Source organism: Oleispirillum naphthae, assembly GCA_027864655.1.
Classification (GTDB): Bacteria; Pseudomonadota; Alphaproteobacteria; order Rhodospirillales; family Rhodospirillaceae; genus Oleispirillum; species Oleispirillum naphthae.
On sequence record JAQAZG010000008.1, the window covers coordinates 141,612 to 163,593 of the forward strand.

The window sequence follows — 21,982 nt, forward strand, 5'->3', positions numbered from 1 at the left end:
TTCTCAGCCGGAAACGATGCCGAGCCGCGCCCACGCGGCGAGGCGCTGCGGCGTGAGTCCGGAAAGCCCCTTCCGCGCCAGGGCGGCGATGGCGGCGCGCCCCGCGGCGCTGCCGCCGCGGCCGTTGGCGGCGGCGAGCAGGCGGGCGATGACCGCCGCCTCGGCTTCGGCGAAGCCGCAGCCGGTTTCGGCGATGGCGGCGAGCGCCAGCGCGGTCTCCGCCGTCACCGGCAGCGCGCACCCGGCCACCGGCGAAACCAGGGGCGTCGGGGCGGGATGGGCGAACGCATCGGAGAGCAACGCGCGGTTGAGCGCAAGCGGCACGCGCAACGCGTCGCCCTGCGGCGCGGCGGGTTCCGCCTCGGCGCGGGCGAAGGGGATGAGCATCCCGGCGGCCAGGCCGACGCGCACGGCGTCGCGCGCGATCTCGGGGATGAGGCCGGGAATGCCGCCCACCCGGCACGGCCCGGCGGCCAGAGCCTCGCGCAACAGCGGGAAGGGGAAGGCTTCGGCATCGACGCCGCACCCGTCGCCGCCGTCACCGTCGCCGACGGCAAGTCCGACGAGAAGGGCGTCGTGCTGCGCCCAGAAGGCCGCCTCGCCGTCCACCGGCGCGCCGCGCACATAAACGTCGCGGCGGTAGGCGGGGCCGGAAAGCGCATCGCGCAGGGTTTCGAACTCGATGCGCGAGCGCGCGCGCTTCACCAGAGGGCGCACCGCGGCAGGCAGCGCGAGGTCGAGCATGTTGAGGCGCATCGCCGCGTTGCCCGCGAAGGTGAAGCCCTCCGCCGCCATCGAGGCGTTGACCTGGGCGAAGTGAAAGGGGGTGAGGGTGGGGGAGAAGAGTTCCGCCGCGGCAGTCTCCTCGGCGATCTCCGCATAGGCGCGGACGCGCCGCCGCAGCGCCGCGTGGTCGGCGAAGAAACCCTCCTCCGCGCGGTCCGCCTGCGCCAGCCAGTCGAGCGCGGCGCGCAGGCGTGCCGTGGGCGACCCGCTGCGCCGCGCGGTGACGGAGTTGAGCACGTCGCGCAACGGCATCATCGCGGCGAAGCCGGGCAGCGCGTGATAGCCGAGCAGCAGAATGCCGCCCGGCTTGACCGCGCGGGCGATGCGGGCGAGCGTGCTCTCCCGCTCCGCCGTGGCGAGCCCGGCGAGGCCGCCGTCGAACACCGCGAAATCGAGGGGAAGCAGCGCCGCCTCGGCGATCTCCGCCACCGCGCCGGACAGCCATTCGAGGTTGGCGAGCCCCGCCGCCTCGGCGAGCGCCCTGCCGCGGCTGCCGGGGCCGCCCGCGGCGAAGCAGCGTGCCTGCGGATAGGCCGCGGCGATCACCGCCGCATTCTCGCCGTTGCCGCAGGAGAAATCCGCCCAGGCGAAATCGGCGCCCAGCGGGCGCGGCAGGAAGCCGTTGGTCACCGCCACCGCGTTGAGGCGCACCGGCGCGTGCGCGGCGCAGGCCCCCGCGGGTGGAAAGTCGTCGCTGTCCGGTTCCCGCATCGGCGGCATGTTCCCCATCGTCCGGCCCCCGCCGGGCGCGGCGCGCCCGGCAGTGCCGGAGGCGCGCGCGCAATCAGGCAATCAGATGTTGGATTCCAGCCATTTCTGGAGCTGGGACTTCGGCAGCGCGCCGATCTTGGTGGAGACCACCTGGCCGTCCTTGAACAGCATCAGGGTGGGAATGCCGCGCACCCCCAGGCGGGTCGGGGTGGTGGGGTTCTCGTCGATGTTGATCTTGGTGATGGTGATCTTGTCGCCGAGCTCGGCGTCCAGCTCTTCCAGAACCGGGCCGATCTGGCGGCAGGGGCCGCACCACTCCGCCCAGAAATCCACCAGAATGAAGCCCGAGCCCTTCTCCACATCGGTCTCGAAAGTCGCGTCCGTGACTTGCCGCATCTAAAAAACCTCTTTCATGCGCCGGGCAAACCCGGCTTGCGGGGACGGCGGACCCACCGGACCGCCTCGATTAATCTATAGGGGTTCCCGCCGGTGATTACCACCCCCTGCCTGGAAACGCCGGATCGTGAGGATCGGAAAACAAAAACTTTGCGGAGGGTCCAGACCCTCCGCGCCTCCCATAACTTTTGGTTTTTGCGCGTAACGCCATAAGACCGTGCGGCGGCAATGGGAGGTGTCGCCTGCCGCTACGCGGCGAAAAAAGTCAGGGGGTGCGCGAGGGGACCGAGTCCCCTCGCAACGGTTTGGTTTTACGCGCCGCCATCGACCGGCACTTCCATCAGCGCCGGGCCGTCGGTCCACAGCAGGAAGGTGCGCACCCGGTGCGTGGGGAACATCGCGGCGAGCGCCGCGGCATAGGCGGCGAGTTGGCGGCGGTAGGCTTCCGGCACGTCTTCCGGGGTTGCGGGCGGGTTGCGGTTGGTCTTGTAGTCGGCGATCAGCACCTCGGTCGCGGTGACCGCCAGGCGGTCGATCTGGCCGGAGATCAGGCGCGGTCCTGCGGGGGTTTCGATGCGTCCGCAGACCGGCGCTTCGGCGCGCGAGTCCGGTCCGAACAGCGCCTGCGCCTGCGGCAGGGCGAGCACCGCCAGCACCTCGGCGGCGCAGGTCTCGCGTGCCTCTTCCGGCCAGCCGGCGGCGGCGGCGGCGAGGAAGCGCCGCGCCGCTTCCGCGCGCTCCGTCCCCGGCAGGTCGGGCAGGCATTGCAGCAGCCGGTGCATCAGGGTGCCGCGGCGGAAGCGGCCGCCCTCCGCTGCGGCGAGCGGCGAGGCGGCGGGCGGATCCTCCGCATCGGGGCGCGACGGCATCAGCGGCCGGCCGGGGTGCGGTTCCGGCGGCGGCGCGGCGTCGATCCACGCGGGCAGCGCGGCGGCGGCGGCGGGGGCGGCGGTCTCCGCGGCGCGGGGCAGGGCGGCGGCGGGGGCGAGGCCGCGCCAGCGCAGCACCGCGGCGGGGCCGCCGAAGGCGGCGGCAAGCGCGGGGTCTTCCTCCTCCGCCGCGCCGAGGCGCTGCATCCCGGCGCGCGCCAGGTCGTGCCAGGAGGGCGCGGCGGGGGCGGAGCGCATCTCCCAGCCGCACACATAGAGCCGGTCCTCGGCGCGGGTCATCGCCACGTAGAGCAGGCGGCGGGACTCGCGTTCGTCCTCCGCCTCGCGCGCCGCGCGCGCGTCGGCCAGCGCCTCCGGGGCCTTGGCGTAGGGCGGCTTCCACAGCAGCAGGGGCCGCCCGGCCTGGTTCTTCGCCCATTCGAAGGCGGGCGCAGTGGGCCTGCCGCCGCCGGTCTGCGGCAGGAAGACCACGGGAGCCTGCAGGCCCTTGGCCCCATGCACGGTGAGGATGCGCACCGCGCCGCCGCCGCCCTGGTCCATGTCGCGCTTGATTTCCACCGAGCCCGCGGCGAACCAGGCGAGGAAGCCCTGCACCGTGCCCGCATGGCCGCGTTCGTAACCCTGGGCGAGGTCGAGAATCTCGTCCAGCGGGTCGTCCACCTCCGCCCCCAGGCGGCGGCGCAGCGCGGCGCGCCCGCCCTCGGCCTCCAGCAGGCGGGCGAAGAAGGCGAACGGGCGGAGCGACCGCGCCGCCGCGCCCCAGGCTTCGATCTTTTCCACCGCCTGCCGCGCCTGCGGCAGGGCGCGCAGCGCCGTCCACAGGGCGAGCCCCGGCGGCCGCCCGTGCGCGGCGGCGAACAGGTCCTCCTCGCTCCAGCCGAGGAACGGCCCCTTGAGCGCGCAGGCCAGGGTGAGGTCGTCGCCGGGGAAGAGCGCCGCCTCGGCGAGCGCCAGGCAGTCCTGCACCGCCATGTGGTCGGCGAGGTCGAGGCGGTCGGCGCCCGCCACCGCCACGCCCCGCTGTTTCAAGGCACGGATGAGGTCGGTCTGGAAGGCGTCGCGCTTGCGCACCAGCACCATGATGTCGCCGGGGCGGATGGCGCGGCCCTTCGCCGCCAGAACCTCCGGCTCCGCGCCGTCCGCGCCGACCATGCGGGCGATGCGCTGCGCCACCAGGGCGGCGCAGCGCGCCGCCGCCGAGGGCACGGAGAGGCGTTCCACCGGCGGGCTCCACGGCGTCTCCTGCGGCGTTTCGGGAACCGGCAGGCGCGGCCACAGTTCCACCAGGCCGGGTTCGGCCTCGCGCGCCGCGACGTGGCGCTGTTCGGCGATGGCGCGGTCGGGGTCCAGCACCCCCGCCGCCGCCTCGGGCGTGGCGAAGACGGCGTCCACCGCATCCAGCACCGCGGGCACGGAGCGGAAGGAGATGTCGAGCGGCACCGCGTCGAAGCGCAGCCCCGCCTCCGCCGCCGCGGCGGAAACGCGGGCGCGCTCCGCGGCGAACATCCGCGGCTCCGCCCCCTGGAAGCGGTAGATCGACTGCTTGATGTCGCCGACGGCGAAGAGGGTGCGCCGGGTATCAAAGCGCGCGCCTTCCCCCGCGAAGAACTCGGCGGTGAGCGCGCCGACCACCGCCCACTGGTCGGGCGAGGTGTCCTGCGCCTCGTCCACCAGCACGTGGTCGAGGCCGCCGTCGAGCTTGTAGAGCACCCAGGGCCGCGCCTCTTCCGAGGCGAGGAGGGCGCGCGCCTTCTCGATCAGGTCGTCGTAGTCGAGCATGCCGCCGCGGCGCTTCTCCCGCGCATAGGCGGAAAACGCGGCATCGGCGAGGGCGACGAGGTGCGCGGTCATCGCCGCGGCGTGCGCGGCGCGGAGGGAATCCTCCGCCGCGAGCAGGCGGTCCTGCTCCGCCGCCACGACCTCCGCCAGGGCGGGGTCGGACTCCCGCACCGCCTTGCCGGGAAAGGTTTTGGTGCTGCGCGGTTCGCCCGCCTGGGTGAGGAAGGCCTCCACATAGTCCGTCCACAGCGCCGGGCGCTCCGCCGCGCCCGCGGCGAGCCAGGGGGCCATTTTCGCCGCCTGCCTCTTGTCGGTGGCGGTGCCCCGGGTTTCCAGCGCGGCGCAAAGGCGGCGCAGCCCGGCGAGGTCGCAGGCCGCGTCGCGGCAGGCGGCGGCGCGCAGGCTTTCCGCAGTGTCGCCGGGGGCGAGGCCGTAGTGCCGCATCAGTCCCGCGGCCATCGCCGCCGCGCCGCCCCAGGCGGCGAGCGCGCGGCCGATGCGCACCCGCGCGCCGGTGATCGCGGCGATCAGCTTGGGGAACTCGGAATCGGACACCGTGGAGGTGATCGCGGCCACGGCTTCGGCGAGGGGGGTGCCCGGCGCGGCCTCGCGGAACACCCGTTCGCGGGCGCGCCGCAGCATTTCCAGCGAGGTGCGCTCGTCCATCACCTCGAAGGTGGGGGAGACCCCGGCCTCCACCGGGAAGCGGCGCAACAGCCCCTGGGCGAAGCCGTGCAGGGTTTCGATGCGCAGCGCCTCGGGCGCGTCCAGAACCGCGGCGAACAGCCGCCGCGCCGCGGTGCGTTCCGCCGCCTCCGGCGCGCGGCCGAGCAGGGCGGAAAGCTTCCCGGCGAGCCGTTCTTCCGGCATCGCCGCCCAGGCGGCCAGGTTGGCGGCCAGGCGGTCGGCCATTTCCGCCGCCGCCGCCTTGGTGAAGGTGAGGCAGAGAATGCGCCCCGGCGGCGTGCCGGAGAGCAGCAGGCGCAGCACCCGGTCGGTGAGCACCTTGGTCTTGCCGGTGCCCGCGCTCGCCCCCACCCAGACCGAGGCGGCGGGGTCGGCGGCGCGGCGCTGGGTGCGTTCCGCGGCCTGGGCGAGGGCGGAGGTTACGGTCATGGCGCATCCCCCCCGTCGCTGCCGGAGGCGGCCCACTCGGCCAGGCGCTCCAGCACCAGATAGTCGGAATAGCCGGGGGCGAAACCCTCCGCCGCGCGCGGCACGTAGGGGGTCTCCGGGCGGTCGTAGCGGTCGATCAGGGCGCGCAGGCCTTCCTCCGCCGCGTCGATCAGACTGTCCGCGTCCTTGAGCGGGGTGAGGGTGCCGCCCGCGCCCGCGCCGTTGACCCGCCAGTATTCGAGCCCGGATACGCGGTCGGCGGAAAGCCCCCCGACCCCCCGGTGGCGCACGATCGCGCCCTCCAGCGGCAGCTGCGGCGCATAGCCCGCGGCCACCGCGCGGGCGGTGGGCGGCGTGCCGGTCTTGTAGTCGATCACCGTGACGCCGCCGTCGCGCCCCACGTCCAGCCGGTCGGCCTTGGCGAACAGGGTGAACGGCAGGCCGGACTTGGCAGGGAAGGTCCACTCCCCCCAGCGCTCCGCCAGGGTGACGTCGAGGCCGGGCCGCCGCGCCGCATCGGTGGAAACGAACCAGTCGAGCGCCCGGCCGATGCGCGCCCGCCAGAACGGCGCAAGCTCCGCCGGGACGTCGCGCATGGCGAGCGCGGCATCGGCCAGCGCCTGCAACTGCGCCCTGGCGTCCGGCTGCGTGGTGTCGCCGCCCGCGGCGGTGAAGTTTTCCAGGATGCCGTGCATCAGGTTGCCGAGGTCGGCGGGGGAGACCTCCTGCTCGCGGTCGTCCAGCGCCCGCAGGCCGAGCACGTATTTCGCGTAGACGCCGTAGGCGTCGCGCATCAGCATTTCCACGTTGGTGGCGGAGAGCCTGCGCGGACGCGCTTCCACCGGCGGCTTCGGCGCGGGCGGCGCGGGCGGCTGCACCACCGCGGGCGCGGCCTCCAGCGCGCGCGCCCAGGCGAGCCACGGCCCCTGCGGCAGCGCCGTCCCGGCGGCGGCGAGCACCGCATCGAGGCGGCGCAGCCAGCGCGAGGGTTCGGCGGGCGCGCCGTCCTGCTTCGCGGCGCGGGTGAAGACGATGGTGGGCGCGCCCGCGGCCATCATCACGTCGTGGGCGGAAAGCCCGATGCGCCGCTCCGGCGGCGGCAGGCCGAAGGCGGCGCGCATCCCCCGGCTCATCCACGGGTCGGGGGCGGGGCCGCGCGGCCAGGCGCCCTCGTTCATGCCGCCGAGGACCATCACGTCGGCGGGCTGCATGCGCGCTTCCATCGGGCCGAGAATGGCGACCCGCCGCGCCTCGCCATGGCGCGGCCGCACCGCGATGGCCGCGATCAGCGCGTCGAACAGCACGGCGTAGTCCGCCGGGTCCACCGGCCCGAGGCTGCCGGTCTCGGCGATCGCCTCGGCCAGCGCCGCCTGCGCCGCCTCGCCGTCGTCGCCGCGCCACAGAGCCTCCCAACCCTCGGTCTCCACGTCTCCGGCCAGCGCCTCGGCGCAGGCCACGTGGGCGCGCAGCAGGGCGGGCAGGTCCGCCGTCTCCGCCGCCAGCGCGGCGGCGAAGTCCCGCGTCGCCGCGGCCAGGGTCTCGACCAGCCAGTTGAGGCCGAGGAGGCGCGGGCCGGAAAGGTGAGGGTCGGTTTCCAGCGCGTCGATGCGGCGGCGGTAGTCGGCCCAGCCGGGGGCGGGCCTCGCCCCGCGCGCGAGGAAGCGGTCGAAATCCGCCACCGCCCCCGCGTTGACGCCGCGGGCGAGCGCGCACAGCGGGTGGCGCAGCAGCGCCAGCAGCGCGATCGGCGAGAACCCCTCCCGCGCCGCCCGCGCGACGAGGCGGAGGAAGCGCCCGGCGCGGCTCTGCCCCAGCGGCACGCCCGCGGAATCGTCGATCTCCACCCCCCAGCGCCGCATCTGCGCCGCGACCCGCTGGGCGAGCGCGCGGTCCGGCGTCACCAGGGCGGCGGTGCGGGCCGGGGTTTCCAGCGCCTCGCGCAGGATCAGCGCGATCGCCGCGGCCTCCTCGCGCGGGCCCGCCGCGTCGATGCGGTGGATGCCCGCCGTGGCCTCGGGCGGCAGGGAAAGCGCGGTCCACGCCTCGGCGGTGGCGGCGGGACGGAACATCTCGCGGATCAGCGCGGCGCGCGGCGTGGCCGGCGGCGCGGGCCGCCAGTCGGCCACCGCATCGCGCGGCGTTTCCAGCACCGTCAGCAGGTGGCGCAGTCCCGCCTGCGGGTGGGACTCTTCCATCGCCCTCCACGAGGTCTCGTCCATCTCCCGGTCCAGCCCGGGCAGCACCACCGCCCCCTGCGGCAGCGCGGCGACCACCCGCATCAGCCGCGCCGTGGCGGGGAAGCTGCCGGTGGAGCCCGCCGCGATCACCGGGTCGGCGGGCGGGCACGCCGCCCATGCCTCCGCCTGGCGGTGCATCAGGGCGACGCGGCGCGCCATCGGGTCGAGCCGCCCCGCTTCGGCGAGGACCGGCGGCCAGAGATGGGTGACGGTGCGCAGCACCGCGGCGACATGTTGCCAGTGGGCGGGCAGGTCGAGCCCCAGCCGTTCCAGCCGGTCGAAGCAAAGCTCCTCCGCCTGCACCTGGTCGAGGAGCGCGGCCAGCGCCTCGGCGAGGTCGAGCGCCTGCTCGGCGGCGGGCGGCTCGCCGGTGGCCGGGTCCGCCGCGGCGGAAAGGATGCGCGCCAGCATGCAGCGCCGCGCCAAGGGCGAGATCGCGGGCGGCAGTCCGAGCGCCGCCGCGTCCTCCTCGACGAAGGCGAGCGCGTCCTCCTCCACCTCGCCGAGGGGGCGCATCGCGGGCAGCAGGGTGGGCCGCCCGCCGCCGATGCGGAGGAACGCCTCGCGCAGGGCGCGGCAGGCGCGCCGCGTCGGCAGCAGCACGGTGACGCGGGCGAGCTCCAGCGGGCTGCCGCCGTGGCGCGCGAGGATTCCCGCCGCCAGAACCTCGGCGAAGGGCTGTTGCGGCGCAATGGTGTAGACCCCGGGCATGGCGGGAAGCCTCAGATGTAGTCGTTGCCCCGCGTCAGCAGGCGCTCGGTGTCCAGCACCGCCTGCGGCGTGCCGAGATGATACCACGAACCGTCGTGCACCACCGCGCCGAGGCGGCCGCGTTCGAGCGCACGGTCGAACAGCAGGTTGAGGGAGAACCGCCCGGCAGGCGAACCGGCGAAGGCGGCGGGATGGGCGATCAGCACCCCGGCGTAGACGTAGGGCGCGACGTGCGCCGCGTCGCGCCGCACCGGCAGCCCGGCGGCATCGATCGAGAAGTCCCCGGCCCCTTCGTAGCCGGTGGCCTTGGCCGAGGGTTGCAGCAGCAGCACGAAGTCGAACTTCGCCGGGTCGAATGCCGCCCACAGGCGGGTGAGCGCGGACTGCGGCCCGTCGCCCCACAGCACGTCGCCGTTGAGCACGAAGAACGGGCCGCCGCCGAGGAAGGGCAGCGCGCGCCGCACTCCGCCGCCGGTCTCCAGCAGCGCGTCGCTCTCGTCGGAAAACACAATGTGCGGCCGGGTGCGGCCGTGTACGTGGTCGCGCAGCACCGGGGCGAGGTGGTGGAGGTTGAGCACCGCCTCGGCGACGCCCCATTCGGCCAGGCGGTCGAGCAGGCGGTCGAGCAGCGGCAGCCCGAGCACCGGGATCAGCGGCTTCGGCGTGTGGCGGGTGAGCGGCCGCATGCGGGTGCCGAGCCCGGCGGTCAGCACCATGGCGCAGCGCGGCCGCGGGCAGGCGGTCTCCGGCGGGTCGGTCAGGCGCAAGTTCGGGCTGGGCACGGCGGCCTCCTGCGGGGAGCCTCGGGGACGAAATCGGCGGTCCACGCCGCCACCGCGGCGAGGGCGGGGTGCGCCAGCGCCGCCTCGAACAGGCGCCAGACGCGCGGAATGTGCGGCAGGTAGCCCGGCTTGCCGTCGCGCACGGCCAGCCGCGCGAAGATGCCGATCACCTTGGCGTGGCGCTGCGCCGCGAGCACCGCCCAGGCGGCGTCGAACCCCGCAAGCTGCGGAAAGGCGGCGCGGTAGCGCACCTTGCCGCGCGCCGCCAGGGCGGGCGGCATGTCGCGCCGCGCGTCTTCCAGCAGCGACATCAGGTCGTAGAGCGCGGGGCCGCGCACCGCATCCTGGAAGTCCAGGAGGCCGCACGCGGCGACGCCCCGCCGCCCCGCCAGGCGCATCAGGTTGTCCACGTGGAAGTCGCGCAGCACCAGGGTCTGCGGCTGGCCTTCCAATGCCGCCAGGGCCTCCCGCCACGCCGCATCCCAGGCCGCGCGCCCGCCCGCGGGCAGCGCCACCCCGGCGGCGGGGAGGAACCACTCGGGCAACAGCGCCGCCTCCGCCAGATAGCGCGTCGCGTCGTAGACCGGCAGCGGCATCTCCGGCGGATCGTCCGCCGCCCCCGGCGCGCGGTGCAGCGCGATCAGCGTGTCCACGGCGAGGTCGTAGAGCGCGGTCTCGTCCGCGCCCTCGCGCAGCAGGCGGGTGAAGGTGCCGTCGCCGAAGTCCTCGAGCAGCAGGAAACCCTCCCCCGCGTCCTCGGCGAGGATGGCGGGCGCGGAAAGGCCGAGCGCGATCAGCCGCCGGTCGATGGCGCGGAAGGGGCGCACGTCCTCCAGCGGCGGCGGCGCGTCCATCAGCACCGACCGGCGGTTCTCATGCCGCACCCGGTGGTAGCTGCGGAACGAGGCGTCGGCGGCCAAGGGCGCCACCGCGGCGCCGCCCCAGCCGCAGCGCGCCAGAAATTCCGCCCGTGCACTCGCCCGCGCGTCAGTCACCGTCGGCGGCTCCGTGCTCGGTTTCCAGGCGATCGACGCGGCGCGCCCAGTCCGGCCCGCGGCCGATCAGCCGCAGCCGCCGCGCCGTCGGCCCGAGGTCGGGGGCGAAACAGAGCTCCACGTCGAGACGCCTGAGCGGCAACTGCCGCCCCAGGCGCTCCGGCCACTCGATCAGCGAGACCGCATCCTCCAGCGCGTCGTCGAACCCAAGCTCCCAGATGTCCTCCGGCCCGTTCAGGCGGTAGAGGTCGAAGTGCCACACCGGCGCGCTCTCCGGCGGTTCGTAGATCTGCACCAGGGTGAAGGTGGGGCTGGGAACCTCCTCGCCGTCTCCCGCCCGGTCGTGCACCAGGGCGCGGCAGAAGGTGGTCTTGCCCGCGCCGAGGTCGCCCCACAGGGCGATCACGTCTCCCGCATCGGAAACCGCGCCGACGCGCGCGGCCAGCGATGCCGTCTCCTCCGCCGTGGATACGGCGAGGCCCCACTCCCGGTCGTCGGGGCCGGGGGCGTGCGGGCAGGGCGGGGATGCGGCATGTTCCGTGGTCATGCCCTCCTTTTTACCCGTCCGCACCGAGGAGAGCAATCGCGGCCCGAACGGGTTGCCAACGCGCCGCATTCGTCGCACAGTGCGCGCCGGAACCTATCTGGGAGGAAGCGGATGCCTCAGCATGTCACCGATGTGGTGGTGATCGGCGCCGGGCCGGTCGGCCTGTTCGCCGTGTTCGAATGCGGCATGGCGAAACTCGCCTGCCACGTCGTCGATGCGCTGGAAGCCGTCGGCGGCCAGTGCGCCGCGCTCTACCCGGAAAAACCCATCTACGACATCCCGGCCCACCCGGCGATCAGCGGGCAGGAACTGGTGGACCGCCTGGCGCAGCAGGCCGCGCCGTTCAAGCCCGCCTACCACCTCAACCAGAAGGTCGAGGGCCTGGTCCGCGACGCGGCCACCGGGCGCTGGCGCGTCACCACCTCCGCCGGGGTGGAGATCGACGCGGGCGCGGTGATCGTCGCCGCCGGAGCCGGGGCCTTCGGCCCCAACCGCCCGCCTCTGAAGGGCCTCGCCGCGTTCGAGGGGGTCAGCGTGTTCTACATGGTGCGCCGCCGCGAGGACCTGCGCGGCAAGCGCGTGGTGATCGCGGGCGGCGGCGATTCGGCGGTGGACTGGGCGCTGTCGCTGGCCGACATCGCGGCCAAGGTCTCGGTCATCCACCGCCGCCCGAAGTTCCGCGCCGCGCCGGACAGCGAGGCGAAACTCGCCCGCCTCGCCGAGGACGGCGTGATCGACCTGGTGGTGCCCTACCAGCTCAAATCCATCGGCGGCGCGGACGGCCAGCTCGAAACCGTCACCGTCGCCGACCTCGAGGGCAACACCCGCGACATCGCCGCCGACGTGCTGCTGCCGTTCTTCGGCCTCGCCGCCAACCTCGGCCCGATCGCCGCATGGGGCCTGGACATGGACGGCGCGGCCATCGCCATCGACCCCGCCACCGCCGCCACCTCGGTGCCCGGCATCTTCGCCGCGGGCGACATCGCCGCCTACCCCGGCAAGCTCAAGCTCATCCTCATCGGCTTCGCCGAGGCCGCCGCCGCGGCCAACTCCGCCCGCGCCGTCATCCGCCCCGACGAGGTGGTCCACTTCGCCTACTCCACCACCCAGGGCGTGCCGATCGCCTGAGGCGGGAAGGCGAAAACCTTGCGGGGGGACTCGGTCCCCCCGCGCCCCCCATGCCTTTTCGCCGCAAAGCGGCCATCACCCCCTGCGGGCTTATGGCGCTGCGCGCAAAAACAAGAAGTTATGGGAGGCGCGGAGGGGCCAAGACCCTCCGCAAGGTTTTCTTTTTTCCGCCGGGCCGCGCGGCGCGCCGGGAAGGCCGTACGATTGCCGCAGAGGCGGCTGTTTTCGTTTAATTTTCGTAAATACAATCGCGAGATTTCCGGGGAAATCCGGGGGTCGATTTGAATATATCGTCAATACGTGTTAATAATCGCTTCGCGTGAGAGCGCAAAATTCGATGACAACCCTAGAGAGGCAACCATGACAGACGTTCAATCTGCCAGAAATACAGGTATGTCCCCTCCGGCAGGCTCGTCCGATCTTAGCGATATGACGCATGCGAGTCTGGATCAATTGGAGGCGTATTACGACCGTTGGTCCGCAACCTACGAAGAAGAGCTTCTGGGCATGGGCTACGACGCGCCGCAACTGGCGGCCGAGGCCCTGCACAAGCTGGGAATCGACGGCGCGCAGCCGGTGCTCGACGCGGGCTGCGGCACCGGCCTGACCGGCCTGCACCTCAAGGAACGCGGCTTCACCACGGTGACCGGCGTCGATTATTCGACGGTCTCTCTGGAGAAGGCGCGGGAGAAAGGGTGCTACAGCGACTTGAAGCGCCTGAACCTGAACGAGCGGTTGGACTTTCCCGACGACCACTTCGCGGCGGCGCAGTGCATCGGCACCCTGACCTACGTGAAGAACGTGCCCGGCCTGATGCGCGAATTCCAGCGCGTGGTGCGCCCCGGCGGGGTGGTCTCGTTCACCCATCGCGTCGATCTCTACGACGACGCCTTCGAAAACGCCTTGAAGGCGATCGCCGACGACGGCCTGTGGAGCGCGGTCTACCACTCCAAGCCGCAACCCTACATTCCCGACCATCCGGACTTCGGCGACGACAAGGCGATCATCTACGACATCTTCCGCGTGAACTGAGCCGCGCGGCGAAAAGGCGCCCGCCGGGCGTCTTTTCCATCCCCCATATGTTCCCGTCTTGTTCCCTTTTGTGGAATCGCCTATGCTGCCCGGAGGAAGGGAGAGACGCGATGCGGATGTGGGGAACGGTTGCGGCGGTTCTGATCGCGCTGTGCGGCAGCGTCGCGCGGGCGGGGGAGACTTTCCCCTCAGATATCCGCACCATCACCGCCGACGGGGCCACTTCCTCCTGCATCGGCGCCCCCAAGACACCGCTCTGCGCGGCGGAGACCTTCCTCGCGTGCGACTCCCGCCAGGATAAAAGCCTCTGCCGACGTGTCGGGGTGGAGAGAACCGAGTTCCAACTGCCTCCCTACGATCTGCGCTATCGCATCCTCTCCGTACGCATCCTCAAGCCCGAAGATATTCCTCCGGACTTCCGAGACAGCCCTTTCCTGAAACCGGGAGACGCTGAAATGGTCTTTCTCGAATTTCCTCCTCCCCCTCAGCATGCATGCCCGGATGGTTGCAAATACGATTACATCGCCCGATCCGTAAACGGGGAATGGCGGATTGTCGATTGGGCGATGTGGGGGCTCGACGACTAACTTCAGTCCTGCCCCATCCATCCATCGATGGTCGGCTTGGGGTCGATCTTTCGGCCGTTTTCCTCGATCTCGAAGTGGATATGGTTCTGCATGCCGGGGTCTTTCGTCGCGCGGTCCTGCACCGAGCCGATCGGATCTCCCGGCGCCACCCGGTCGCCGGTCTCCACCAGCGGATTGCCGTCGGCATCCCTGGGCGTGACGTAATAGAGGCCATAGGAGCGGCCATCGTCGCCATGCACCCAGATGTTGGTGTACTGCCCGGCCAGAGGATGGTTCCGCCCGTAGGTAGGGCGGACTTCGATATCTCCCCAGCTCGGACTGGTGACCGGCGCGCCCGGCTCCGCCGCGATGTCCACGCCCTTGTGTTCGCGAATGGAGCCATCCGGATTCTTGCGATGGGCACCAAAAAAAGGATTGCCTTTCTTGTCATTCCGGTACTTCGGGTTGGGAATCGGGCTTTTGGGCCGGTCCGGCTCATGCGCCTTGTGTCCGCCGCCGCCGGGGGCGGAGCGGTCGTAGGCGGAGACGTGGACGTCTCCGTCGCGGGTGTGGGCGCGCACATGCACCGTGCCGCCGTTTCCCGTATCGCCGCCGGTGCCGTCGAGAGCGGCGGAGAGCGCCTGCTCCTCCGCTCCGCCGGGGCGGATGCTGCCGGAGGCCTCCACCCCGAGGCTGTTCTGGAGTTTCTTCACCCCGTCGAACATCGCCTCGTCGGGATACGGCGTCATGCCGTAGCGCGGCACCTCGTAGAGGCCCATGCGGTGAAGCGCGGTTTTGATGGCTGTGGTGTCGGCCTCCGAAACCGCGATATCGGTGCCCACCCGCCGGGACAGATGCATATTTTCCTCCTCGCTTGGATATGAGGAGGCTATATTACTATATTCGTTATCATGTGTCGAGAAGTGATAACGAATATCGGTATTTCTTTGTTGTTGCGCGTAGCGCGATAAGACCGTCACGCAACGTGACGGGTGTCTGCCGCACCGCGGCGAAAAAACTTAGGTTATGGGGTCAAGGGACCATCTCCGCCTCAGAAACGCCCACTGGGCGTTTCTGTCGCCTCCGGCGAACGGCTACGATCCCCTTGCGGGTCCGGGCACGGAGAACGCCGAAGGCGTTCGTAGGGACGTTGCCGAAGGCAACGGTCCGAGGCGAAGCCGAGGATGAGGAAAATGCCTGAAGCATTTTCCGAACTGCAGCCCGGCCTGGTTTTTACGCCCGCTCCCGGCGCAGGGTCACGGCGGTGCCTTCGTTCGGCACGGTGACGAAGGAGAAGCGCCAGCCCTGTAGCGCGGCGTAGCTGCGGATGGCGGCGAAGCGGGCCTCGGCGGCGCGGTCGCCGCCGGGGGAGACGTCCCATCCGGTGCCGGTATCGGCGATGGTGAGGGTGAGGCCGCCGCCGGGTTCGCGCTGTGCGGCGAGCGAGATGGCGTCGCCCGGCGAGCATCCGGTGAGCGCCATGTCCAGCGCCATGCCGAGCAGGCGTTCGAAGGCGTCGAGCGACAGGCGTTCCGCGCCGATGGCGGGCTGGCAGTCGAAGTGGAGGTCCACCTCGCGGCGGCCCGCGCGTTCGCGCGCGGCGGCGAGCACATCCGAGAGCGCGGCGTGGACGTCGAGGGTTTCCGGCGGTTCGGGGTCGCCGCCGCCCCGGAGTTCGTCGGTGGCGACGAGGAGGCGTTCCATCGCCGCCGCGGCGTCGCGGATGGAATCGATGTAGGCCTGCTGGCGCGGGTTGAGCGCGCCGTAATGGGCGTAGGCGAGCACCTCGCTCCACCCGGCGATGGAGCGCACGCCGCCCGCGAGCACCGGGGCGAGGCTGCCGCAGCCGTCGGCGGGGATATCGGCGGCGGCGTCGTAGCTGAGCACCGCGCCGCCGTCGGCGAGCGGCGCGGAGCGCCAGCGCACGGCGCCGCGGCCGGTGTGGGAGAGCGCGCCCTCGGCGGCGTCGCGGTCGTGGAAGAGGCGCGCCATGCGGGCGGTGAAGTCGCGGCGTTCGGCGGCCTCGGCGATCAGGCGGGCCTGCAGGTCCACCACCTCGGTGAAGCGCAGCGCGGCGTCGGATGCCTCCGCGCCGCCGGGCAGGGGGCGGATTTCCGGCAGTTCCCACAGCGCGGCGAAGGCGGCGTTGGAGAGGCGCAGGGTGCCGCCCGCGTCGAACACCGCCACCGCCTCGCGCAGGTGGTTCAAGGTTTCCGCCTGCACGTCGATGAGGGTGTTGTAGGAGCGTTCCAGCGCCAGGGTGTCGGTGACGTCCTCGTAGGTCAGCAGCAGGCCGCCGAGGGGGTGCGGCGCGACGACGCGGCGCAGCGTGGTGCCGCCGGGCAGGTGCATCAGCGCCTCCACCGGCTCCAGCAGGTCGGTGAAGGCGGCGATCTCCGCGGCCTTGTAGGCGGGGAAGTCGGCGACCTCGGGCAACTGGCGGCGGTCGCGCAGCACTTCGAGCACGGTGCCGTAGTCCGGCTCGCTGTCGAGCCAGGCGTCGTCGAGCTGCCAGAGGCGGACGAAGGCGGTGTTGTAGAAGCGCAGCCGCTGGCCGCCGTCGAACACCGCGATGGCGGTGCCCAGGCGCTCCAGCACCAGGGCGTGGGCCTCGTCGTGGCGGGCGAGTTCGGCGCGGCTGTCCTGCTGCTCGGTGGTATCGAGCGCGATGCCGACGGTGCCGCCCAGCACCTTGGCCTCCGCCGCGGTGACGGCGCTTGCGCCGTGGGGCATCAAGGGGGTTTCGCGCACGTCGAGGTGGCGCAGGGTGCCGCCGAGGGCCAGCACCTCGCGCTCCTGGCGGCTGTCGCCCGCGGCCTGGGCGCGGGCGGCGAGGTCGCGGCCCTCGCGCCCCGCCGCACCGCGCAGCAGTTCCGCGCCCTCGCGGCGGGCGGAGATCGGGTCCGCCGCGCCGACGGCGCGGGCGAACGCGGTGTTGCAGAAGGTGATGTCGAGGTCCTCGTTGCGCAGCCAGATCGGCAGCGGCAGGGCGTCCAGCGCGGCGCGGTAGCGGCTGCGGTCGCGGCGCAGGGTGTGGATGTCGCGCTGCGCCTCCTCCTGTGCCGCGGTTTCGCGGGTGACGTCGGAGAACCAGATCACCGAGGTGATGCGCGTGCCCGGGGTTTCGTCGGCGCGCACGCCGGTGAGGCGCAGCGTGCGGCCGCTGCCGGGGGCGGCGACGGTGCGGTCGAAGGTGTCGCCGGTCTGCAACAGCGCGGCGATCGGCGCGGCGAGCGCCTCGGCATCCGCCGGGGCGAGGGCGGACATCACGTCGAAGAAGGCGGCGCGTTCCCCCTGCGGCAGGGCCAAGAGCACGGCGAGGCGGCGGCTGCACGCCACGGTGCATTCCGCCGGGTCGGCGACCTCCGCCTCGTGCACCAGAACCAGTGCGCCGTCCTTGGCCTGCGCCAGAATGCCGGAGAGGCGGGCCGCTTCCACGGCGCGGGCCTTGGCGCGGCGGCGGACGGCGGCGGCGCGGCGCATGCCGCCCGCGGTAAACAGAACGGCGGCAGCCAGAAAACCGGCCGCCGCCGCGCTGAGTTCGGGAAGGCGTTCGGTCAACGCCGGAAACGTCATCCTTCGCTCCCCCACGGTGTCTTTTTGCCGGGCGGCTCAGCCGCCCGGTCGGTCAGTAACGATATTCCTCCGGCTTGAAGGGGCCGTCAACCGACACGCCGATATAGGCGGCCTGCTCTTCGCTCATCCGGTCGAGCTTCACCCCGAGCTTGGCGAGGTGCAGGGCGGCGACCTTCTCGTCCAGGGTCTTCGGCAGCACGTAGACCTTCTTTTCGTAGGCCGCGGCATTGTTCCACAGCTCGATCTGCGCCAGCACCTGGTTGGAGAACGAGGCGCTCATCACGAAGCTCGGGTGGCCGGTGGCGCAGCCGAGGTTGACCAGGCGGCCCTCCGCCAGAACGATGATGCGCTTGCCGCCGGGGAACTCCACCTCGTCCACCTGCGGCTTCACCGGGTGCCACTTGAGATTGCGCAGCGCGGCGATCTGGATCTCGCTGTCGAAGTGGCCGATGTTGCAGACGATGGCCCCGGCCTTCATCTTGCGCATGTGGTCGATGGTGATGACGTCGATGTTGCCGGTGGCGGTGACGAAGATGTCGCCGCGGGTGGCCGCATCCTCCATGGTGGTGACTTCGAAGCCCTCCATCGCCGCCTGCAGGGCGCAGATCGGGTCCACTTCGGTGACCAGCACGCGGCAACCGGCGCGGCGCAGGGAATCCGCCGAGCCCTTGCCGACGTCGCCGAAGCCCGCGACCACGCCGACCTTGCCCGCCATCATCACGTCGGTGCCGCGGCGGATGCCGTCCACCAGGGATTCGCGGCAGCCGTACTTGTTGTCGAACTTCGACTTGGTGACGCTGTCGTTGACGTTGATCGCGGGCGCGAGAAGGGTGCCCTTCTTCGCCATCTCATAGAGGCGGTGCACGCCGGTGGTGGTCTCTTCCGAGATGCCCTTCACCGCGGCCATCAACTCCGGATGCTTTTCGTGCATCACCAGGGTGAGGTCGCCGCCGTCGTCGAGGATCATGTTGGGGCGCCAGCCGTCGGGGCCGAAGATGGTCTGTTCGATGCACCACCAGGCCTCTTCCTCGGTCTCGCCCTTCCAGGCGAACACCGGAACGCCCGCCTTGGCGATCGCCGCCGCGGCGTGGTCCTGGGTGGAGAAGATGTTGCACGAACTCCAGCGCACCGTCGCGCCGAGCGCCACCAGGGTCTCGATGAGGACGGCGGTCTGGATGGTCATGTGCAGGCAGCCGGCGACGCGCGCGCCCTTCAGGGGCTGCTTCGGCCCGTATTCGGCGCGAATCGCCATGAGGCCGGGCATCTCCGCCTCGGCAAGGACGATTTCCCTGCGTCCCCAGTCGGCCAGCCCGATATCGGCAACCTTGTAGTCGGTGAATTCCGTCATCTTGTCCTCGTTCTTGAAACCCGGTTCGTCCCCATCCGGGGCGGCGGGATGATAGCGGCGGGGGCCGCGGGTCACAACCGCAAATCTCGAGCGGTTGATATGGGTCCGGCATCGGCGCGCTGCGAGGGGCAGGGTTGTGCACAATCGGCGGCAAGCAGGGTTCCATCGCCTCGCGATCTGCTCTATACCAAGCGCTCCGCAACACAATAGGGACCGGGTCATGGGGCAGGTCATTGGCGTTTTCGCGCCGATTTTCGTCATTGCGCTTCTCGGCTACGGCTGCGGGCGGCTGCGCCTGCTCGGCCCCGCCGGTCCCACCGTGCTGTCGCGCTTCGTCTTCTTCGTCGCCATGCCGCCCCTGATCTTCATCACCCTGGCGAAGCGCCAGCCCGCCGAGGTGGCGCACTGGGACTACCTCGCGGCCTATTTCGCCGCCATCGTCATCGGCGGCGTGGCGTTCTTCGCTCTGGCGCGCTTCGTCTTCCGCGAAACCGGGGCGAAGCTCGCGCTCGGCATCTTCACCGTGGTCAACGGCAACGCGGGCTACCTCGGCATTCCGATCTGCCTCTACGCCTTCGGCTCGCCGCTGCCCGCGATCCTCGCCACGGTGATCCACATGATCTTCGTCTACCCGGTGCTGCTCACCTGGACGGAGATCGACCTCGCCCGCGCCGCGGGCGCGCCTGCGGCCTCGCGCGCCGCGAAGATCGGCCAGGTGTTCCTGGTGGTGGCGAAGAACCCGCTGATGATGGCCACCTTCCTCGGCGTGGCGGCGGTTGCCTCCGGGCTGGTGCTGCCCGGCTGGGTGGAGCGTGCCTGCAACCTGCTGGGCCGCGGCGCCATCCCGGTGGCGGTGTTCGCCCTCGGCCTCACCCTGGCGGAAAAGGACGTGGACGCGGGCGGCGTGGACGTGCGCGAAATCGCGGCGGCGAGCGTCATCAAGCTGGTGCTGATCCCGCTGCTCGCCTTCGTTCTCGGGCGCTTCGTCTTCGGGCTTTCCGGGGAGTCGCTCGCCGCGCTGGTGTTCGTCGCCGCGCTGCCCTCGCCGAAGAACGCCTTCATCCTGGCGCAGCGCTACGGCGTCTACGTGCGCCGCGCCGCGGTGACGGTGTTCGTCACCACGCTCACCTCCGCCGTCACCCTGCCGCTCATCCTCTACGCCTTCGGCGGCGTGACGTCTCCGGGGCCGTAAAACCAAAACGTTGCAGGGGGACGCGGTCCCCCCGCACCTCCCCTTAGTTTTTCGCCGTGTAGCGGCTGTCAACCGTCAAGCCGCGTGACGGTCCTATGGCGCTGCGCGCAAAAACCAAAAGTTATGGGGGGTGTGGGGGGGCCAAGGTCCCCCACGAAGTTTTGGCGTTTACGCGTCTTCGCCGTTGAAGGCGGCGACCAGGGCGCGGATTTCCGTGCCTTCGGACTGGCGCAGCACCGCCTGCACCAGGGCGTGCGCCGCTGCGGCCTCCATCTGGCGCACCTGCGCCTTGACGAACAAGAGGTTGCCCGGCGCCATGGAGAGCTCCTTGATGCCCATGCCGAGCAGAAGCCCGGTGTAGTGCGGGTCGCCCGCCACCTCGCCGCACACCGAAACCGGCACGCGGGCGCGGCGGCCCGCCTCGGTGGTGAAGTGGATGAGGCGCAGCACCGCGGGGTGCATGCTGTCGTAGAGGTGGGAGACCTGCTCGTCGGAGCGGTCGATGGCGAGCGTATACTGGGTCAGGTCGTTGGTGCCGATGGAGAGGAAATCCGCCTCCTTGGCGATGGCGTCGGCGTTCAGGGCCGCGCCCGGCACCTCGATCATCACGCCCAAGGGCGGCGGTTCGTCGGGCAGGGCCACGCGGGCGCGGCTCAGCGCGGCGAAGGTTTCGGCATAATGCACGCGGCACTGCCGCAGTTCGTCCGGCGAGGCGACCATGGGCAGAAGCACGCGCACCGGCCCGTGGCGGGCGGCGCGGAACGCCGCCTCGAACTGGGCGCGCAGCAACTCCGGCCGCGCCAGCGACAGGCGCACCGCGCGCAGGCCCATCGCCGGGTTCGGCCCGGCGGCGAGGTCGAACAGGCGGGAGAGCTTGTCGCCGCCGACGTCGAGGGTGCGGAAGGTCACCGGCAGGCCGTCCATGCGCTCCACGACGTTGCGCAGGATGCCGTATTGTTCGTCGGCGGTGGGCACGTCGTCGCGGTTCATGTAGAGGAATTCGGAGCGGAACAGGCCGATGCCCTCGGCCCCCGCGAGCACCGCGGCGCTGGTTTCCTCCGGCCGTTCGATGTTGGCGAGCAGGGTGGCGCGCAGCCCGTCCCTGGTCACCGCGGGGAGTGCGCGCAGGCGGTTGAGCGAGCGGAAGCGGCGCAGCGCCGCGGCGCGCCACTTGCGGTAGTCGGCCAACTGCTCCGACGTGGGATTGAGGATCACCCGCCCGGCGGTGCCATCGACGATCACCGTGCAGCCGGCGCAGAGGTTGTGGGTCAGCCCGGAAACCCCGACCACCGCCGGAATGCCCAGCGAGCGCGCCATGATCGCGGTGTGGCTGGCGATGCCGCCGAGTTCGGTGGCGAAGGCGACGACGCGCGCCGGGTCCATCTGCGCGGTGTCTGCCGGGGTCAGCTCGTCGGCGAGCACGATGGACTGGCGCGGCAGGTCGGCGAACGGCGTGCCCTCGCCGTGGCCGAGGCGGCGCACCAGGCGCTGGCCGAGGTCGCGCACGTCGTCGGCGCGCCCGGCGAGGTAGCCGTCCTCCATCGCCGCGAAGGTCTCCATCAGATCGTCGATCTGGTGCTTCACCGCGGCTTCGGCGTTGATGCTCTTCTCGGCGATCAGGGTCTCGACGCCGCGCACCAGGCGCGAGCGCTTCAGCATCAGGACGTGCGCCTCGAGGATCACCGCGACTTCCTCGGCGCTCTGGCCGGGCAGGCGGCGGACATCCTCCTGGATCTTGCGCAGGTCCGCGGCGACGTGGGCCACCGCCTCGCGGAAGCGCGCGACCTCCTGCGCGATGCGGGCCTCGGGGATGCAGTATTCGATCACCGAGAGGCCGCCGGTCTCGTGCACATAGGCGATGCCGAGCGCGATGCCGGGGCTGACCCCCAGGCCGTGCATTATCCGGGTCGGCAATTCCGGAATCGGCTGATCGTCAATCTTCATGGAACTTGGCTTCCACCAGGTCGCAGAGAGCGTTCAGCGCGGCCTCCGCCTCGGCGCCTTCCGCCGAGAGGCGGATGGCGCAGCCGAGACCGGCCGCCAGCATCATCAGGCCCATGATCGATTCGCCCGAGACGGTCTGCCCGTTCTTGGACACCGAGACGCGCGCGTCGAAGCCGCTCGCCAGTTTCACGAACTTGGCGGCGGCGCGGGCGTGCAGGCCGCGCATGTTGCGGATCGTCACTTCGC

Annotated in this window: 16 protein-coding genes; 4 read left to right on the top strand and 12 right to left on the bottom strand. The window is 71.8% G+C overall.

Going from position 1 to position 21,982, the window contains the following annotated elements; translation table 11 throughout:
• Nucleotides 1-3: 3 nt before the first annotated feature.
• The 7 genes from O7R11_RS10475 to tsaE form a co-directional block, all read right to left on the bottom strand.
• Nucleotides 4-1,497 (bottom strand): class I SAM-dependent methyltransferase, encoded by a 1,494-nt coding sequence (locus tag O7R11_RS10475; RefSeq protein ID WP_337997465.1) that lies wholly within the window; start codon nucleotides 1,495-1,497, stop codon nucleotides 4-6.
• 81 nt (nucleotides 1,498-1,578) lie between these two features.
• Nucleotides 1,579-1,893, bottom strand: coding sequence for a thioredoxin (gene trxA / locus O7R11_RS10480; RefSeq protein ID WP_337997466.1), 315 nt, complete (start codon nucleotides 1,891-1,893; stop codon nucleotides 1,579-1,581).
• A gap of 311 nt (nucleotides 1,894-2,204) precedes the next feature.
• Nucleotides 2,205-5,678 carry a double-strand break repair helicase AddA gene (gene addA, locus O7R11_RS10485; protein WP_337997467.1) on the bottom strand — a complete coding sequence of 1,158 codons (3,474 nt, stop codon included), beginning with the start codon at nucleotides 5,676-5,678 and terminating at the stop codon, nucleotides 2,205-2,207.
• Nucleotides 5,675-8,626 (bottom strand): double-strand break repair protein AddB, encoded by a 2,952-nt coding sequence (addB, locus tag O7R11_RS10490; protein WP_337997468.1) that lies wholly within the window; start codon nucleotides 8,624-8,626, stop codon nucleotides 5,675-5,677. Before addB ends, addA begins: the two co-directional genes overlap by 4 nt.
• An 11-nt stretch (nucleotides 8,627-8,637) precedes the next feature.
• On the bottom strand, nucleotides 8,638-9,408 hold the full coding sequence (locus O7R11_RS10495) for a nucleotidyltransferase family protein (protein WP_337997469.1): 771 nt from the start codon (nucleotides 9,406-9,408) through the stop codon (nucleotides 8,638-8,640).
• Nucleotides 9,384-10,403, bottom strand: coding sequence for an aminoglycoside phosphotransferase family protein (locus O7R11_RS10500; RefSeq protein WP_337997470.1), 1,020 nt, complete (start codon nucleotides 10,401-10,403; stop codon nucleotides 9,384-9,386). Before O7R11_RS10500 ends, O7R11_RS10495 begins: the two co-directional genes overlap by 25 nt.
• Nucleotides 10,396-10,950: a tRNA (adenosine(37)-N6)-threonylcarbamoyltransferase complex ATPase subunit type 1 TsaE gene (tsaE, locus tag O7R11_RS10505; protein ID WP_337997471.1), complete on the bottom strand. Its 555-nt coding sequence runs from the start codon at nucleotides 10,948-10,950 to the stop codon at nucleotides 10,396-10,398. The genes O7R11_RS10500 and tsaE overlap by 8 nt, the downstream gene beginning before the upstream one ends.
• Nucleotides 10,951-11,061: 111 nt before the next feature.
• Here tsaE and O7R11_RS10510 point away from each other — a divergent pair, with 111 nt between their 5' ends.
• The 3 genes from O7R11_RS10510 to O7R11_RS10520 all read left to right on the top strand — a co-directional run bounded on the left by O7R11_RS10510 (nucleotide 11,062) and on the right by O7R11_RS10520 (nucleotide 13,697).
• Nucleotides 11,062-12,078: an NAD(P)/FAD-dependent oxidoreductase gene (locus tag O7R11_RS10510; protein ID WP_337997472.1), complete on the top strand. Its 1,017-nt coding sequence runs from the start codon at nucleotides 11,062-11,064 to the stop codon at nucleotides 12,076-12,078.
• 429 nt (nucleotides 12,079-12,507) lie between these two features.
• Entirely contained in the window at nucleotides 12,508-13,110 is a 603-nt protein-coding gene (locus tag O7R11_RS10515) for a class I SAM-dependent DNA methyltransferase (RefSeq protein ID WP_337997473.1), read from the top strand.
• A gap of 110 nt (nucleotides 13,111-13,220) precedes the next feature.
• Entirely contained in the window at nucleotides 13,221-13,697 is a 477-nt protein-coding gene (locus O7R11_RS10520; RefSeq protein ID WP_337997474.1) for a hypothetical protein, read from the top strand.
• A 2-nt stretch (nucleotides 13,698-13,699) separates the two neighbouring features.
• On the opposite strand, the gene O7R11_RS10525 is transcribed toward O7R11_RS10520, so the two are convergent.
• The 3 genes from O7R11_RS10525 to ahcY form a co-directional block, all read right to left on the bottom strand.
• Entirely contained in the window at nucleotides 13,700-14,536 is an 837-nt protein-coding gene (locus O7R11_RS10525; protein WP_337997475.1) for a M23 family metallopeptidase, read from the bottom strand.
• Nucleotides 14,537-14,909: 373 nt separating this feature from the next.
• Nucleotides 14,910-17,252: a PAS-domain containing protein gene (locus tag O7R11_RS10530; RefSeq protein WP_337997476.1), complete on the bottom strand. Its 2,343-nt coding sequence runs from the start codon at nucleotides 17,250-17,252 to the stop codon at nucleotides 14,910-14,912.
• A gap of 52 nt (nucleotides 17,253-17,304) precedes the next feature.
• Nucleotides 17,305-18,600, bottom strand: coding sequence for an adenosylhomocysteinase (gene ahcY, locus O7R11_RS10535; RefSeq protein ID WP_337997477.1), 1,296 nt, complete (start codon nucleotides 18,598-18,600; stop codon nucleotides 17,305-17,307).
• Nucleotides 18,601-18,820: 220 nt separating this feature from the next.
• Between ahcY and O7R11_RS10540 the strand changes: the two genes are divergently transcribed.
• Nucleotides 18,821-19,792 (top strand): AEC family transporter, encoded by a 972-nt coding sequence (locus tag O7R11_RS10540; RefSeq protein WP_337997478.1) that lies wholly within the window; start codon nucleotides 18,821-18,823, stop codon nucleotides 19,790-19,792.
• Between the two features lie 168 nt (nucleotides 19,793-19,960).
• On the opposite strand, the gene ptsP is transcribed toward O7R11_RS10540, so the two are convergent.
• Together ptsP and O7R11_RS10550 are read right to left on the bottom strand one after the other, a co-directional pair.
• Nucleotides 19,961-21,736: a phosphoenolpyruvate--protein phosphotransferase gene (ptsP, locus tag O7R11_RS10545; protein ID WP_337997479.1), complete on the bottom strand. Its 1,776-nt coding sequence runs from the start codon at nucleotides 21,734-21,736 to the stop codon at nucleotides 19,961-19,963.
• Nucleotides 21,726-21,962, bottom strand: coding sequence for an HPr family phosphocarrier protein (locus O7R11_RS10550; protein WP_337997488.1), 237 nt, complete (start codon nucleotides 21,960-21,962; stop codon nucleotides 21,726-21,728). Before O7R11_RS10550 ends, ptsP begins: the two co-directional genes overlap by 11 nt.
• Nucleotides 21,963-21,982: the final 20 nt, after the last annotated feature.